This window comes from Vibrio sp. R-1 (assembly GCF_035615595.1).
In the GTDB taxonomy this organism is placed as follows: domain Bacteria; phylum Pseudomonadota; class Gammaproteobacteria; order Enterobacterales; family Vibrionaceae; genus Vibrio; species Vibrio cholerae.
Map to the genome: position 1 here is coordinate 1 of NZ_WPDC01000070.1, position 17,049 is coordinate 17,049.

Below are 17,049 nucleotides of genomic sequence, written 5' to 3' on the forward strand. Positions count from 1 at the left end.
CGGCGACAGGGAGATCCGGTTGCTCAAAGCTAAATGCGTACTCCACATTGTTGATTTTCACTGTGTAGTTCGCTGGACCTGAAATCGGCAGGTAGTAAACCATATCCAATTCATAGGTTGCCCCCGCAGGAAGTGATTTCCAAGCGGGTAGAGAGAACGCCACGCGATGCATCGTACCGTCTAACCCGCCAATGTTATTGGCACGGGTATGACCTGATGCAATCACTTTCAAGCCGCCACCCGATTGATCCTTCGCGTTATCTGGCGCTGAAACCGGAATATCGAATTGGAACTCCGTTCCTCCCGGGATATCAATCCCTGTATTGTTGGTGAAGGTAATCTTCGGATTGATTGGGTAGTTTTGGTCACCGACTTTGAAGCCACCGACTTTCACCGCAATATTCACCGCTTCAGCAGGGATTGCGCCCGTTGCCACCTTGTTACCATAAGGCGTGGCGACTTTGAACTTGTCGTAGATGGCTTTGGTCATGGTATTGCCCATGTGGTACTCACCTTTACCGGTGGCACACGCTTGCTCAGAAGGGTCCACTGAGGTGCGCTTGCCGTTGGCATCAAGGTTGTAACAGCTATAGTCACCCGCCAACTCCCAGAACATGATACCGCCAATCTCTTTGTCGATAACGTAATCGGCTTTCACATCAATTGACTGTTTATCTTCGGTCGACAAGAACACTTTCTTCTCTGCGTTCCACAACCAAGGAGCCACGGCCACACTGTCATAATTGCGTACATAAGTACCAATCAGCGGTGTGGTGGTTGGATCGAGCTTATAAGCCGCTGCGTATGAACCCCAAATGCCTTTTTCTAGGTTCTTCGCATGCCACATTGGGTTAGAGCCTGCGCCCATTTCGTCACCTGCAGCGTTAACGTCATGCCACATGTTGTCGATGCCGGTTGCACCGTGACCACAGTTGTTTTTCTCCCCTTCACCAGTACCCGGTGCACAGAGATTTTGGTTCGGCAGTGCCGCTCGGCCCCAGAGTCCATTCTCACCACCGGTGACACCTTGCCAACCGCGGGTATAGTAAGGCACACCAATGTTGATACGACCTGCAGGCATTGAGCCACGGAAGTAGTGATATGCCCAGTCCGTATTCAGGTAACCGATACCACCGTATTGCGCTGTACCGTAAACGTTCCACTGCGCCAACTCAGAGTCTTTGCCTGTGTCGTACAGGGCTGCGTTGTGACCAACGTGATCGTTCCACGCACCATGCAAGTCGTAAGACATGATATTGACATAGTCGAGGTACTTGGTGACATCGAAGGTTTCCATACCACGTAATAAGTAACCAGAAGATGGCGCAGCAATCGTCAGCATGTAGTGATGGCCATCTTGCGCCGAGGCTTGATCGAGTTTTTCACGCAGAACACGCATCAACTCTTGGTAAGAAGCCCACAGGTAAGCACGACGTGGTTCCATAAAACCTTTATCATCGGGATTTCCAGCGCCCGCCATGGAGGTTGGGTATTCGTAATCGATATCCACACCATCAAATTTGTACTTACGGATCATCTCAACTGCAGATGCCGCAAACTTTTCAATCGCTGCGTGGTTGATGGAACCATCAGCATTGGTGGTCATGGTGTAGAAGCCACCATCAGCCACACGGTTACCATTCGCATCAAAGTGACCGCCGGTTTCGGCCCATCCGCCGATAGAGATCAGGGTTTTTACACCGTATTTTTGTTTGTAAGTGGCTAGAGCACCAAAGTGACCTTTAAAACCTAGCGTTGGATCGATTTCTACCCCCGGCCACTCTTTACCAACGGCCGCGTTATTTGGATCGTTTACATCACCGACATTCACTTTGCCATCCGAACCAATGCTGACAAACGCATAGTTAATGTGTGTCAGTTGCTCCCAAGGAATGTCTTTAACCAAGTAAGCGGCTTGCGGATCATCGCCTGAACGCCAGCTGGTAAAGTAACCAATCACACGGCGTGGATGATCCACGCCCATTTTCTCACGGCCATCTGCATCGTAAACGGTACAGTATGGCACTTGTACTCCTTCCGTTTGATACAAACCATCCGGACGGCAATTCGCAACCGGTGCGACGCCATTCACCACCAGCGTGGTCAGTGCAGAATCTGTGGCTGCCCCTAAGTTGTCGGTAGCACGCGCGTAAACCGCTAGTGAACCTGCTTTGGTTGCCGTGTAATTGAGAGTGTAAGGTGCTTTTGCTGAAGTGCCGACAAGCGCACCACCAACATAGAAATCGACTTTATCTACTGAGCCATCCGCATCCGCCGCTTCTGCGCTCAACGTTACGACCGTCCCAACATCCACACTTGATGCAGAGAGCGCCACCGCCACGGTTGGCGCTTGATTCGCTGGACCAGCGTCACTCACCGTCAGAGTGACTGCATTTTTGGTGCTGACAGCCCCTTTATCATCAAAGGCAACCGCACTAAATTCATGCGTTCCTTTGGTCGCAGTCCAGCTCGCGCTGTACGGGGCTTTGGTTGCCTGACCAACCAATACGCCATCCACTGAGAACTCAACACGCGCGACAGAACCATCTGCATCAGAGGCGTTTGCTGCGAGTGTCACGACCTCTCCAGCTTTCACCTGCGCAGTGGCAAGCGGTGCGGTTAACGTCACACTCGGTGCTTGGTTAGTCCCCCCCGATGTGCTGCATGAATCCAACAGTTTCCATTGGGCATAGTTACCAGAAAAGGTTTCAGGATCGTTGTTTTGAGTCCAGTAGTTGGCTTGGTAAGCATTGCCCTTGTGCTGCACTTTGGCACCACCGATATATGCCGCAGACGATTGCCATTCAGGCAACGTCGAACAATCCACCGCAGCATAGCTGCTAAAAGCCATTAAACATGAAGCGGTTAAAGTGCTTAGTGTAAAAACACTCTTCCCTGCTTTTCCTTCGAGTACACGCATTGTTGTTCTTCCCTCAAGTTATTATTTCAACCATTAAATAAACCACGTCGACATCGGCTCACTTAAAATCTTGCGTAAAACAACTTTAGAATAGAGGGATAATTTGGCACTCAAAAAAGTGTGAATTTTAATAATGACTCGCAAACGAGTGTCTGATTTATGCAAATCAAAGCGAGTTATTTTGCATCAACAACGAATTACTCATAAATTTTTCACCATAAAAAAAGCCCCGTTTTTCAGAACAAAATACGGGGTTCAACAATTTTTGTGTGACAATTTTTCCTAATGGGGAATACAAGCCTACAACTATGCTTATTGTTACAAAAGAGTAAAATGTCAATAGTTTAACTTCCTCTTTTATCAATCCTTGTTATACCCAAACAACTTAGAGTTGCAGGTAGGCAGCAAGTGAGTGACTCACCATGAGCATAGGCAAACTATGTGATTGGGGTGAACGAACGTAGCCAACACCGCGGCAACTTCAAGTAGGAAGGGTATATGAAATGCCCATTTCCTCGCACAATACACAAAATTTCCTCGCAAAATGACCTATTGTGTTTTGCAGATGCGTAATAGCATTCAGCCTATAAACTTGTGGGCTAACGGCAGCTTGGGCTGCTCGTTTTTCCGATTCATGGCTACTCCAAAAACCATACTAATGAGGTGAGCAGATGCAGTTTAGTTACGTCAACCCAACCATGATCCACTTTGGACAAGGGCAGATCGCCAGCATCCGTCGGGATATTCCAAAAGATCACAAAGTGTTAGTGCTGTATGGTGGTGGTTCCATTAAACGTAATGGCGTTTATGACCAAGTGGTTGAGGCACTAAGTGAACATCAATGGGTGGAGTTTTCCGGTGTTGAGCCTAATCCAACCAAGGAAACACTGGATAAAGCGGTGCACATAGTGAAAAACCAACACATTGACTTTATTCTTGCCGTCGGCGGTGGCTCGGTCATCGATGGCTCAAAGTACGTGGCCGCCGCAGCATTTTATGAAGGCGATGGTTGGGATATTTTGACCGGGCAACACACGGTGCAACAAGCTACCCCTATCGGTGCGATTTTGACTCTGCCCGCTACCGGCTCTGAATCCAATACTGGTGCGGTGATCACCAAAGCGGAAACTCAAGATAAATTGGCGTTTCTCTCTCCCGCCGTTCAGCCACGTTTTGCCGTGCTTGACCCTGATGTGATGAAAAGCTTGCCTGAACGCCAGTTGGTGAATGGTTTAGTCGATGCTTGGGTGCATGTGTGTGAACAGTATTTGACACTCCCCACTCAAGCCATGGTGCAAGAAGGCTATGCCGAAGTGCTGCTACGCAACCTGTTAGCCTTAGGCGCAGAGTTTGCGAATCGAGACAATGACGCATGGAGAGCCAATTTAATGTGGACCGCTAACCAAGCGTTAAATGGCTTAATTGGCACTGGCGTGCCGCAAGACTGGGCAACGCATATGATCGGTCATGAGCTCACTGCGTTATGGCATGTCGACCACGCTCGTTCGCTAGCGATTGTGCAACCTTGGCTGCTACGCAATCAACTGAAGCACAAAAAAGCCAAACTCGAACAAATGGGCAAAAATGTCTTTGGTTTACCGCAATCCGATGATTTAGCGGAAAAAACCATTGCGGCCATTGAAGCTTTTTACCACCAACTGAATGTGGCGACCCAATTTGGTGAACACGGCATGGCAAAAGAGGCTGCCGTCGATGCGGTACTGCAGCAACTGACAGCCCACGGTATGCATAAACTGGGTGAACAAGGCACGATTGACTTACAAGAGTCACGCAAGATCTTAGAAAACGCCTTGTATTAAATCTGAGCCAAGCAGCGCTATTCGCTAAACGATAAATCCTGTTACACTCTTGCAGCACGTCAATCCAATGCGGATGGCGTGCTGCATTTTTTGAGTTTCGTTTATGGTCGTTTTGCGGATGTTATTGCGGATAGAGTTATGTGGCTGTTGATTATTGCTCTTTGTGTTGTTCAATTAATCACGATTGATCGCGGTCCACGTTGGATGTTCTATCTCTCGAAGCCCACCCCGATCCTACTGATGGCCTTGTCGATTGTGATCACCCCTAACCCATTATCCGATTTTGCGTGGTGGATCGTGGCAGGCCTTTTGCTCTCAGCGCTTGGCGACATATTACTGATGCATCCAAAGGATAAATTTGTCTCTGGTTTGCTGGCTTTTCTGCTGGCCCACATCGCTTATACGCTCGGTTTTAGCACCACCATCACCACCTTTACTTGGTGGCCGCTCGCCATTTGGTCAGCACTGGGCGTAATCGCTTTTTTACTGCTACTGCCCAACCTTGGCAAAATGACTTTTCCAGTCGCGGGCTACATTGCCGTTATCGTATTCATGGCGTGCACCGCCACAGAGTACTGGCTAGGTTATAACAACAATGCCTCACGCCTTGCTCTCATGGGGGCGGCGATGTTTATGCTTTCCGATTTGGTACTAGCCATTGACCGATTTCGCTCCTCATCGCAGTTCTCACGACATGTGGTGATGTTTAGTTACTACAGCGCGCAGGCTTTACTGACCTTGTCCGTCATCCCCTAGCCTCGGGCTTTAAACGCATCTTTCTCTAAACCATGCTTTTTCATTCTCAGATAGAGCTTTTTACGCGGCACTTGTAGGTAGTTCGCGGCATCGGCTACTCGGCCAGAAAACAGAAACAGCGCATCTTCAATCACTTGCTTTTCGTAATCGTCCACCAGCTCATCCAATGGCGACAGCATCTCTTCTTGATTGTAGAGACGCTCTTTGCCCGCCAGTTTTACAATGCCAATCGCATACAACTCCGCCACATTACGCAGCTCGCGCACATTCCCCGGCCATTGGTGGGCGCGCAGCAAGGCAAGATAATGCGGCTCAACATTGGGCATGGGTTTGCCGAGCTTATAGCAGCTCTGTTTTAGGAAGTAGTGAAACAGCGCCGCAATGTCATCGGGCCTTTGACGCAGCAAAGGCACATCGATCTGCCCTTGATTGAGCAGATAGTAAAGCTCTGGTAACAACTGATTTTGTGCAATCAATTGTTCCGGTTGCTGATCAATCACCGCAATCACTCGCGTTCTGGGGCGATTGAGTCGCTCTTGGTTGAGTAAACTCTGTACCACATTGCGCTGCACTTCCTCGCTGAGCAACTCAATATGGTCAATCAACAAGGTTCCACCCGCACTCTCTTGCACTTTAGGTTCAACGGCACTCCACTCGGTTTTGGCCGAAGCGACTAACTCAACCCAGGGCAAGTGTCCGTTATTGGGGGTCAGTTGATGGATAAGGTAGGCGATGGTGTGCCGCCCACAGCCCGACTCCCCCACTATCACCACATGGCGATTCAGCAGCGCATATTGCGCCACATGAGAGCGAATTTGCTCCATTTGTGCTGATTTTCCGACTAATTCACGTTTGACTGAACGGGATAACAGCAGCTTCTGCTCGATGAACGAGCGACGCAGCTCAAGATGTTGCTTGATCAGCGTGAGCAATTGCGGAGGATTGATCGGTTTTTCAAGAAAATCACACGCGCCCATTTTGACCGCTTCCACCGCCATCGGGATATCACCGTGTCCTGTGATCACGATGACCGGAATTTTGTCGTCTACGACTTTGATCTGCTTGAGCAATTCCATGCCATGCAGTTGAGGCATGTACATATCCAGCAGCACGACGCCATTCCAATCGGGTTGGATGTGACTCATGGCTTGAGTAGGATCGATCACCGCTTTGGCGGTTAATCCAGCAATCGACATCAAATGTAGGTAGGAATCCAACACATCCTGATCGTCATCAATCAGCAGTACGGTACTTTTCATCTTGCTGTAACTCCAAAATAACCATTGCACCTTTTTCCAGATTGGAGGCCAGTGCAATCCGGCCTTGCATCTTTTCCACTAATGACTGGCAAATGCTCAGCCCAAGCCCCAAGCCCACCTCTTTGGTGGTGGTAAATGGGGTAAATAATTTATCAACGACTTCGTGTTCAAAACCCTGCCCACTATCAATCACCGCAATCCGCTGCATCCCTTGCTCTGTGCCTAACGCAATCAGCTTGACCCAAGGTTGCGCGCAGGTTGTTGAAGCATCGCAGCCATTCACAATCAGATTGATTAAGATCTGCTCTAAACTCAAAGCATCCGCCATCACCATGAGATCATCAGGTAAGGTATTGATAAGTTTGATCTGCTGCCGTTTCGCTTTGGTTTGCACCAATACCAATGCTTGTTCTACAACGCTGTTTAGCCGCACTGGCTGCAACGATTCATCGCTGCTGTTTTTGCGGGCGAAATGGCGCAGACTGTTCACAATCTTACCCATTCGCTCAGTGAGATTTTCGATATGGTCGAGCGATGTTGCCAGTTGAGCCTGTGGTGCATCCTCTAATGCCAATCGAGCTGAAAAAAGATAAGCCGACATCGCACTCAACGGCTGATTCAACTCATGGGCAAGACTGGTCATGGTCTGCCCAACGACCGCCATTTTCGCCGCTTGGATCAGCTCGCCTTGTGTTTTTTTCAAGTGCGCTTCAGCGCGCTGGCGCTCTTCGACCTCCGCTTGTAACTGATGGTTTTTCTCGCGCAGTGATTGGGTTTTCTCTTTGACTCGTTGCTCTAACAAGCGATTGGCGTGTTCTTGGTCAGTCACATCGGTGATGGTGACAATGATTTTATCGTGCAATCCTTGGCTGTAGCGGCGCAAATAAAGACGCAAGTAATGAGGCTTTTCTGGATTACCGAGTGATAAGGTTAAACTCTCCGCCCCTTTCTGAATTAAATTCCCTTTCGTATCAAATAATTGACCGACTTTAGGTTGTACGTGTTCAGCAAAACAGCTCCACAGCGTCAACGGTTGCGCAAGAGATTCTAAACGCAGCGTGGCCATCGCACTCGGGTTGGCAGATTCAATTTGCCCATACCGATCACAGGTGATCAGACTCGCTTGCGTGTTATTGATGAGGCTCAACGCGTTAGTGCGTTCCATCTCTTCCACTTTTTTGCCATACAGGATGAGCTGTTCACTCAATGCCCCGATCTCATCTTTACCATCCACGGTGATCGGGTGAGAAAGATCGTTATGAATAATCGCATCCAAGCTTTCACTTAAGCGGTGTAAGCGTCCGACAATCCGTTTATGCACAAAGTAATACATCAACAACAAGCTCAAACCGATGGAGAGCCCAAAGCAGATCAGCAGCACTCGGTTACCTTCTTGCACCAATTGAGCCGTTTGTCCTTTGACTTGTACAAACAGCGCATCCGCATTCGCTACCAAATCTGCGATTGCCGTATGCTGTTGATCGAGCTGAATTTGCAGTTGTTCACTCGTGCTCTCTAACTTTTGGGTCAGCATCACCCTATCACGCAGGCTTTGCTGAAAATCCCCCTCTAAACGCAGCACATTACGCCACTCTTCAAGCAGTTGTTGATAGGCAATCGACGATGGCTGAGTAAATAGCGGTTGGCTTAATCGGCTCAATTCATCAAGTCGATACTGCAAAACGCGCATGCCGTTATCCACTTGGGTGAGATGCTTGGCTTTCAGTAGTTCATCCACAAACAAAAAGGCTTGGGTTTCACCATCTAAGATAGTTTGAATAAGATTAATGGTCTGAAACATCACTTGGGCTTGTGGCTGGGCTGCGCCACCTCGCTCTAATTGCCACTGCAGCTCTTGGCGCATCGGCGACAGCTCCATCCCAATATCTTGATGCAGCCAATCCAACTGCTCTGCAAACAGGGCTAAACGTCGGTCGACATCAATCCGGGCCGAAACCAGATCGTTAATCTGTTGTGTGGTTTGCCGCAACTCTGTGTACCCTTGTTGCAACGCCGCTTGCTGTTCATTTTGTGGCAAACTCGCCAAAGCTGCGTGGATCGCGGTGAAATCCTCTTGCAAACGCTGATATTGCTGATTGAGTGTCACTTTACTGGTTGCACTGACGATCAGTTGAATTCGTCTGCGAATTTCTGAACTGCGGGTTTCCAATACATAGCTAGTGTTGTACTTGGGCACGCTTTGATTGAGCAGTTCCGCCACTTGATAATCCAGTCGGCTCCATGTGCCCCAAGCCACTAAGCTGACGATAGTCAAAAGCGAAGTGCTGAACGCAAATGCCAGCAACAATCTTGCGCCTATGGTGTGGCGAGTGGTCAAGCTCATTGCGCTTCCTCAGCCAGCAAGATTTTCAATTCTTGGTTAGCTTGCTCAAGCTGTTTTTCCAAACGCATTTGCCATTCGTGCCCTTTTTCTGCAAGCAGCATGGCGGATTCCGCTTGCTGCTCTTCACTCAGCGCCGAGTTTGGGGCGATTTGTATGGCTAAAGCATCAACCTCTTGCTCAGTGATTGGCATGGTAAAAACCGTGCGTTCAATCTGCTCAATTTTAGCCAATACAGAAGGACGACGTGCAAACTGCGCCTTCGCTTCAAGTACCGCAAGTAGCGTATCTTTTAGTTGCGGCAGTTGCTTGGTGATGGCCAAATCGAATAAATCGTTCAGGCACTCTTCGCGGCGAATAATGCTGCCCATGGGCAAACGGGTGAATCGCTCGTTGACTAGAGACTGATCTTGCACGCTGTGTTTGGCAAAATCGTTGCCTTCCATGTTGGTTTGTACAGCGCTGGACATCAGAAGTTCGATAAATGCTTTAGCGTACTGATCGTTATGATTTTGCCGAATTTGGGCAACATACGTCGGCATCAAGGTAAAACTTTCATCGTAAACAAACTGTACGTAGTCGAGTTTACGACCAAGGATCAGGGCATAGCTGTCAATGGTCGGGCCCACCGCAAACTGACCATTGGCGATATAGTCACTCACGCCAAAACTTCTGGCCGATGCCGTCGCCAAATTAGCACCGACGCGCAGCAAGATCTCCCATCCTTTTTGCCAGCCATATTTGGCCAGTATGCTTTCCACCATCATCTGCGTGGTGCCAGAGCGTGCTGGTGTACTCATGGTGACATGCCCAAAATAGACTGGTTTCGCCAGATCGCTAAATTGCTTCGGATCAGGCAATTGATGTGTTTTGAGATAGTCTTGATTCCACACTAATCCCGCCCCTGAATAACCGATCGTCGCCACATGTTCGGTCATCGGCAGTGCGTAAGGTTTCAACCATTCTGGGGTCTGCATCGGCTCTGGTAAGGCGGCCAACTTACCGCTCTGTGCCAAATTCTGCATCAAATATGGCGATGAACTCAGCACCAAATCAATATTCTGAATATAGCTTTTGTTGAGCAGCTGCACGCTCGACTGCGCGCGGCGGTGAATGATCTGCACTTCAATGCCTTGATAACGGCGACTGAACTCCTCCACCAAAGGCAGTAAGGGCTCACGTGAAAATGTCGTGAGGATCACCAACTCTCTCTCGGCAGCCTGAGCTTGAGTGGGTACGCCCAAACTCAGTAAGAGGCAGGGCAAAATAAAGGCAAAAATCCATCGCGGCATTAGGCAAATCCCTAGTTTTTGTGCGTTCACTCAAATCTCTGTCATTTGTTGAAAAAAAGTCGTCCACGCATTTGGGTCAACTCTGACCTTTCTGTCATTAATTTTATCAGCAATTGCTTATCCACTGAGGGCAAAATTCCCAGTTTTGACTCACAGCTAACGCGCATTTGGGTCATTTCTGTCCCAAAAAGGTGTTTTTGAGCCACAACTGGCTTTGGCTAATGATGCTTCCCGACAAACAGCTCGTTTGAAATCGTGAACTAGGGAGAGCTCTTATGCTTAATTTCTTTAAAACCCGCCCCGATCTGCCTTTACTCAGCAGCTCAAAAGCGGAAATGTTAAAACGCTACAAAAGCTATCAATGGCAAGTCTTTATTGGCCTGATTTTCGGTTATGCCATGTTCTACGTGGTACGTATGGCGCTCGGCGTAGTGAAAAAACCGATGCTGGATGCCGGCATCGTCACCCTCGAAGAACTCGGCATCATGGGTTCGGCCTTCTTCTTCACTTACGCCTTTGGTAAGTTCCTGAACGGCTTTCTATCTGACTACGCCAACATTGGCCGCTTTATGTCATTCTCGCTGCTGCTGTCGGGCGTTGCTTCGATCTTCATGGGGATGAACACGGTCGCGTTCTTCTTCGTTCTACTGTGGGGCTTGAACGGTTGGTTCCAGTCGGTCGGTTCTGCACCATCTTGCGTCTCTATCTACCAATGGTTCTCTCCAAAGCAACGTGGTAGCCGTTACTCCATCTGGGGCGGCTCACGTAACATCGGTGAAGGTATCACTTGGATCCTAACCGCAAGCTTGGTGAGCTACTTTGGCTGGCGTGCAGGTTTCATCGGTGCGGGTATCGCGGGTGTCGTGGCTTCTCTCATCATGTTTAAGCTACTGAAAGACCGCCCACAAACTTATGGTATGCCTGATCCAGGCACAGCGTTTGAGGAAGGCACGGAAATCAAAAAAGCCAACGATCCAAAAGAAACACGCCGTGCGCAAATGTTCATCCTGAAGCAACCTGTGGTATGGCTTATCGCTCTGGCTTGTGCGGCGATGTACATCTCTCGCTACGCCATGTCTTCTTGGGCAGTGCTGTTCCTGCAAGAGCAAAAAGGCTACTCACTGATTGACGCCGGTTTTGCCATGTCCATGTACCCAACTGCGGGTCTGGCCGGTGCGATTTTGTCGGGTATTTTGTCTGACAAAGTGTTCAAAGGTAACCGTAACATCCCGAACCTGCTGTACGGATTAACCAACATCGCAGGCATGTGTCTGATGTTCTTCGGCCCAGATAACCGCGTTGTCGATGCAGTGGCACTGAGCATGATAGGCTTCTCGATCGGTGGTCTAGTGGTGTTCCTTGCAGGTCTTATCGCTTGTGACCTGATGCCGAAAAACGCAGTCGGCGCCGTGAAAGGCCTGATCGGTCTCTGTTCTTACATCGCCGCTTCTGCTCAAGAACTTATCTCTGCATCACTGATCACAGTAACTGAAGTCGAAGGTGTAAAACATTACGACTTCGGTAACGCTCAGTACTTCTGGTTGGCCGCTGGGGTGGTTTCAGTACTTCTAGCCCTAACCGTGTGGAATGCCAAGAAAGTCGTCGATATCGACGAAGCTGAAGGCAAATCGTTGAAAACCCAAACCGCTTCTTAATCGATACCCGTCCTACTTGGCACTACAGCGCCAAGTAGGACGACGATGCCAGCAGGAGCTAAGCTCCTGCTTACTTTCTCTTTCTTATTTTCTTGTTGAGCGTCGTTATAGGAATTACAACATGTGTAAAACCAAAATTGTGGCCACTTTAGGCCCTGCTAGCCAAACTCGTGAAACTTTGACTCAACTCATCCAAGCTGGCGTGAACGTGGTTCGCTTGAACTTTTCTCATGGCAGCGCTGAAGAACATATTGCTCGCGCGGAAATGGTGCGTGAGATCGCGCAGCAGCTCAATGTGAGCGTTGGCGTACTGGTTGACCTGCAAGGTCCTAAAATTCGTATCGCTTGCTTTGCAGAAGGCGCGATTCAACTCTCTGCAGGCGACACCTTTATTCTTGATGGCAATTTAGATCGTCAAGCCGGCACGCAAGAGCGCGTGGGTTTAGATTACCCAGAACTGATTGATGATCTGAAAGTGGGCAATATCCTGCTCCTCGATGATGGCCGCATTCAACTGGAAGTCACGGCCGTCGATACGCAAACTCGCCTTGTTCACACCATTGCACTCAATAGCGGTAAGCTTTCCAACCGTAAAGGCATTAACTTGCTCGGTGGCGGCCTATCGGCTCCAGCTTTAACAGAAAAAGACAAGCTCGACATCATTACTGCGGCGGAGCTGCAAGCGGACTTCTTAGCCGTCTCTTTCCCACGCAATGCGGAAGATATTGAATACGCGCGCCAACTCGCCACCCAAGCAGGCTGCAATGCGCACATTGTCGCCAAAGTTGAGCGCGCAGAAGTGGTAGCCAGTGAAGAAGCAATGGACAGCGTTATTCGCGCGTCTGATGTGATCATGGTGGCGCGGGGTGATTTGGGCGTAGAAATTGGTGATGCTCGTTTGCCAAGCGTACAAAAAGCGCTGATCGCGCGTGCTAAGCACTTAGGTAAACCTGTGATCACGGCCACTCAAATGATGGAATCGATGATCGAAAACCCACTGCCGACACGCGCAGAAGTCTTGGATGTCGCGAATGCGGTGATTGATGGTACTGACGCGATCATGCTTTCTGCGGAATCGGCCGCAGGGCGTTACCCTGTTGAAGCAGTGCAAGCCATGGTGCGCATCGCCCAAGGGGTTGAGCACGAAACTCACTGTGCGCAAAATTGTTGGGATGCGCTACAGCATCTGTGCAGCGATGCGGGCAAAAGCTTCGCTCTGTCATCGATGATTTCAGCATCCAAAGTGAATAAAGATCTTGGTGTAGCGATTGTGACTGAGCAAGGTGAAACGCCGCTTTTGATGTCACGCTGTCAAAGCCAAGCCACCATTTGGGCGGTGTCTGATAAACCTGCGCTACTGCGTAAGCTTGCTATTTTGCGTGGTGTCACACCGACCTACTTCCCACATTTAGATAAGCAAGGTGATATTGCGACTCAACTGATTAATTTGCTGCGTAAACCCGCACAAGAGAAAAAAATCGCCTCGATTTTGGTCACTCAACTGGAATCGGTCGAAGGGGTTGGTCACGTCAACGTGTGCCGACTACTGAATTTGGCGCAGCAGGAAGCCCTGTTCGCCTAACCCAATAAGTAACGCGGAAAGTAGGGTTTCGCGTTACTTATATCCCCCAAAACTTTGTAATCATACTCTCCCAAATGCTCCACATAGGGATTTGGCCTGCGCTTGTCGCAGGTCTTTTTTTATTATTTACTCTGCAAATCCAATGCATTACGCAAAGCCTGCTTGGCATTTTCTACCGCATCAACCAGAGGCGTTTTTTGATATGCCGCGGCAGGCGAATCGGCTTTCTCGATTTGCTGACACAGTTGGTAGAGTTGCGTTAGCCACAATGCGCCAGCAGAACCTTTCAATTTATGAGCTTGGCTTTTGATCTGCGCATCGTTATCTTTCTGCGCTTCACAAATAACGAAGAATTCAGCACAGCCCTGTTCAAAATAGCCGACAATTTCGCGCATTTTCTCTACACCAAGGATCTGCACATCCTGTTCAAACTTAGCTTGATCAAGGACTGCAGCATCTTCCGTTAACGCTGAAGCGTTGACTGACGAGAATTCGTTGTTCGACTTGTCGTCAACCTCATGCCCTCCCCTCACCGTTAACTGCCGACGTAACATGTCCGCCAATTGCTCCTTGACCAGAGGTTTAGGCAGATAGCCATCAAAACCCGCCGCTAAATATCCCGCGACATCTTCATTAAACACATGAGCAGATACGGCTATAAACGGGATCACCGCATTATGAATGCTGTCTTCCATTTGGCGTAAATCACGCAGCAGATCCACCCCATTACCATCGGGCAGATGAATATCAAGCAGAGCAATATCAAAGCGTTGCTGCTGAAAGCAGAGTTTCGCCTCTTGCACACTTTTCGCGAGAGTCACTTGATGACCCAGACTGGTTAAAAAACCTTGCGCAACCAAACAGTTGACTTCGTTATCTTCGACCAGCAGCACGTTAGCCACAGGCACATCATCTACGGCTAGTGCTGGCGTCTCAACAGGTTGTCCAACCGCTAACGGTAAGGTAAACCAGAAACAGCTGCCTTGACCGAGCTGCGAAGCGAGTTGTAACTCGCCGCCCATCGCCTGCACCAACTTACGGCTTATCGCTAAGCCTAACCCCGTCCCTCCAAGCTTGCGCCGTCCGGCGTCAGCTTGGGTAAAGGCATCAAATAAAGTCGCTTGCTCTTCCTCGGCAATCCCAATACCCGAATCTTCTACTGCAAAGCGAATACCTTGACCATCGGGGGCGAGGCGGATACGAATACGCACTTCGCCCTGCTCAGTAAACTTGATCCCGTTGCCAACCAAATTATTGAGCACTTGCCCGATACGGATCTCATCCCCTTGCCAGTATTGCGTGACATCGTCATCAATGTGGTAAGTGAGGAGGATGCTTTTTTCTCGCGCTCGGCTCTGCATCAGATCATAAGTTTCACGCACTAATCGATACAAATCGAAATCAGTTTGATGAATCTCCAGATGCCCCGCTTCGATTTTGGAGTAATCGAGCACGTCGTTCAGGATCGCCAGCAGCGATCGTCCGCTGCGGTTAATCACTTGTACATAGTGCTGCTGAGTGGCGGTCAGCGTGGTGTCTTGCAGTAGACGCGCCGTGCCTAACACCCCATTCATCGGGGTGCGAATTTCATGGCTCATGGTGGCCAAGAAAGCGGATTTGGCACGACTGGCCTGCTCCGCTTGCTGGCGCGCTTTGGCGTGGTTCAGCACCTCTTGATTGAGCTTATGGTTCATCTCGCTCAATTGACATGTACGCTGCTCAACCAACTCTTCCAAATGTTCTTTGTGCTGTTGCAACTCGCGTTTGGCTAATACTTCACTCTCTGCCACCACTTTAAGCGCTTTGGCGGTATCGCGCGCATGGGCAATCGCCTGCCCCATCTGACCCAGTTCATCATTTCCTTGAGTTGAAACGTCGACGTCGAGTTGCCCTTTTGCCACCGAGAGCAGCGCGGCGGTGTGTTGATCGAGACGCTGGATAACCGAGCGATAAACGACCTTCCACACGATCCACACCACAATCACAAGGCCGAGTAACCCCAGCACGGTGAGGATCAATTGCGCGTAATAGAGGGTGTTAGAGAGTTTACTCACCGCTGCGGTGGTCACTTGATTTGACGCATCCACCAGCTGATTAACCGTGTTATTGAGCTTGGCAAATTGAGTCAAGGTATCGTGCAGTAATTGCTGCGCGGCTTGTTCATTGCTGTAGCGCTGTTTCAATAGTTCGAATACGATTCGGCGCTTCTCCAACCCTCTCAGCAAGCTCACCATTTGTTTGGATCGCGTCGGGTCTTCCACCGCTTGCACACGGCGCTGCATAATGCTCAAGTTGGCGGCAAATTCGCTATCTAACGCCAAAATCCGCTCTAAATCAGTCACGGTTTGCGTCTCTTCAATCTCATTGAGCACTTTAAACGCCAACAGATGCAGCTCATGTAAGCGTTCCGCTAAATCCAAATCGACTTCCACCAGATTGTCTAACGCCTGATAAACCTGCGCTTGCTGCTGCTTTTGCAATAAATCGTAGATGTGCGTGACATTGGCGATTGCAATCGTGCTGGTGTTGAGCACTTGGGTGCGGGTTAGCTGCTCCAGCTCTTGTGCCAATTTGCGCATCTCTTTGACGCTTGTACTCAATTGGCTCTCCAAGGTGAGTCGGTGCTCAACGCGCCTTCCTAATTGCGCGAGAGTATCAATTACGTTCTGTACGTCTTGCTCTAATCTATCCAGCAACACGCTATCAAACGCCTCTTCTCCCAGTTGCTGGATATGAGTGAGCAACGTTTCTAATTGCGAGAAAACCTTCTGCCCAGCGGCTTGGTGTTCTTGCTCATTTTTGGCGTTAGAAAGAGTCTGTACAGAAGCAATGATTTGATGACTGAGCTCAGCGACTTGGCGCGCCTCGATCATCGAAGGAATGGCATTATTGACCACATCACGTTCAGTTTTGGCAACCAGAGAAAAACCTAGAACGCCGATCAGCGCTGAGAGAAGCACGAGCAACGCCATCGCGCTAAAAGAAAATAAGAGCTTGCGACCAATACTGGCTTTGGCGAGACGCATGGGGAAAACCTTCTTGTTGACTTCTTCTGCGTGGCGGATTGGGCTATATTGTGCAGTGTTTACTCCGGTTCGCCAACGAATAACCTCATGCCAAATCTGCGTTTGCACTCATTTTCACTGATTTCTGCACTTTTGCTGCTCTCTGCACTGCCAGCGGCTGGCGCGGAAAAACTTTGTGCGCTTTACCCTCATCTTAAAGATTCTTACTGGCTGTCGGTCAACTACGGCATGGTGGAGGAAGCACGCAAGCTCAACCTCAACTTGCGCGTTATGGAGGCGGGTGGCTACCCGAATCACCACAAACAGCAGCAACAAATTGCCCTGTGCGTACGTTGGGGAGCTGACGCCATTTTGCTTGGCACCGTATCACCCGAGCTGTACCAAGATGATTTAGCCCA

9 protein-coding genes and 1 pseudogene are annotated in these 17,049 nt (G+C 49.5%); 5 read left to right on the forward strand and 5 right to left on the reverse strand.

Going from position 1 to position 17,049, the window contains the following annotated elements; genetic code table 11:
* Positions 1–2,920 (reverse strand): chitinase C-terminal domain-containing protein (locus tag GOU96_RS13410; RefSeq protein ID WP_324701975.1); only part of this gene is annotated, 2,920 nt, incomplete at its 3' end.
* Between the two features lie 671 nt (positions 2,921–3,591).
* Between GOU96_RS13410 and GOU96_RS13415 the strand changes: the two genes are divergently transcribed.
* Positions 3,592–4,740 (forward strand): iron-containing alcohol dehydrogenase, encoded by a 1,149-nt coding sequence (locus GOU96_RS13415; protein WP_001160756.1) that lies wholly within the window; start codon positions 3,592–3,594, stop codon positions 4,738–4,740.
* A 138-nt stretch (positions 4,741–4,878) separates the two neighbouring features.
* Positions 4,879–5,496 (forward strand): lysoplasmalogenase, encoded by a 618-nt coding sequence (locus GOU96_RS13420; protein WP_001912281.1) that lies wholly within the window; start codon positions 4,879–4,881, stop codon positions 5,494–5,496.
* Here the strand turns inward: GOU96_RS13420 and GOU96_RS13425 are convergent.
* From GOU96_RS13425 to GOU96_RS13435, 3 genes are read right to left on the reverse strand one after another with little or no spacing between them, the layout of a single operon-like run.
* Positions 5,493–6,755, reverse strand: a complete 1,263-nt coding sequence (locus GOU96_RS13425; RefSeq protein WP_267782014.1) for a sigma-54-dependent transcriptional regulator — start codon at positions 6,753–6,755, stop codon at positions 5,493–5,495. The two genes, GOU96_RS13420 and GOU96_RS13425, sit on opposite strands and share 4 nt — an antisense overlap.
* The gene (locus GOU96_RS13430; protein WP_267782012.1) at positions 6,730–9,099 is read right to left on the reverse strand and encodes an ATP-binding protein; all 2,370 of its coding nucleotides are present in this window, start codon (positions 9,097–9,099) and stop codon (positions 6,730–6,732) included. Before GOU96_RS13430 ends, GOU96_RS13425 begins: the two co-directional genes overlap by 26 nt.
* The gene (locus tag GOU96_RS13435) at positions 9,096–10,388 is read right to left on the reverse strand and encodes an ABC transporter substrate-binding protein (RefSeq protein ID WP_175597517.1); all 1,293 of its coding nucleotides are present in this window, start codon (positions 10,386–10,388) and stop codon (positions 9,096–9,098) included. The genes GOU96_RS13430 and GOU96_RS13435 overlap by 4 nt, the downstream gene beginning before the upstream one ends.
* Positions 10,389–10,663: 275 nt before the next feature.
* Between GOU96_RS13435 and GOU96_RS13440 the strand changes: the two genes are divergently transcribed.
* Together GOU96_RS13440 and pyk are read left to right on the forward strand one after the other, a co-directional pair.
* A complete protein-coding gene (locus GOU96_RS13440; protein ID WP_000931488.1) occupies positions 10,664–12,043 on the forward strand; it encodes an MFS transporter in 1,380 nt (459 codons plus the stop codon).
* Positions 12,044–12,164: 121 nt separating this feature from the next.
* Entirely contained in the window at positions 12,165–13,625 is a 1,461-nt protein-coding gene (gene pyk, locus GOU96_RS13445; protein WP_076025313.1) for a pyruvate kinase, read from the forward strand.
* A 122-nt stretch (positions 13,626–13,747) separates the two neighbouring features.
* Here the strand turns inward: pyk and torS are convergent, their stop codons facing one another.
* On the reverse strand, positions 13,748–16,651 hold the full coding sequence (torS, locus tag GOU96_RS13450) for a TMAO reductase system sensor histidine kinase/response regulator TorS (RefSeq protein WP_076025314.1): 2,904 nt from the start codon (positions 16,649–16,651) through the stop codon (positions 13,748–13,750).
* A gap of 87 nt (positions 16,652–16,738) precedes the next feature.
* Here torS and GOU96_RS13455 point away from each other — a divergent pair.
* Positions 16,739–17,049: pseudogene (locus GOU96_RS13455) on the forward strand (TMAO reductase system protein TorT); the annotation flags it as partial.

Coding starts and splice junctions, on each gene's coding strand:
- GOU96_RS13420 (WP_001912281.1), top strand. CDS start 4,879: ATGTGGCTGTTGATTATTGCTCTTTGTGTTGTTCAATTAATCACGATT.
- GOU96_RS13425 (WP_267782014.1), bottom strand. CDS start 6,755: ATGAAAAGTACCGTACTGCTGATTGATGACGATCAGGATGTGTTGGAT.
- GOU96_RS13415 (WP_001160756.1), top strand. CDS start 3,592: ATGCAGTTTAGTTACGTCAACCCAACCATGATCCACTTTGGACAAGGG.
- GOU96_RS13435 (WP_175597517.1), bottom strand. CDS start 10,388: ATGCCGCGATGGATTTTTGCCTTTATTTTGCCCTGCCTCTTACTGAGT.
- GOU96_RS13430 (WP_267782012.1), bottom strand. CDS start 9,099: ATGAGCTTGACCACTCGCCACACCATAGGCGCAAGATTGTTGCTGGCA.
- pyk (WP_076025313.1), top strand. CDS start 12,165: ATGTGTAAAACCAAAATTGTGGCCACTTTAGGCCCTGCTAGCCAAACT.
- torS (WP_076025314.1), bottom strand. CDS start 16,651: ATGCGTCTCGCCAAAGCCAGTATTGGTCGCAAGCTCTTATTTTCTTTT.
- GOU96_RS13440 (WP_000931488.1), top strand. CDS start 10,664: ATGCTTAATTTCTTTAAAACCCGCCCCGATCTGCCTTTACTCAGCAGC.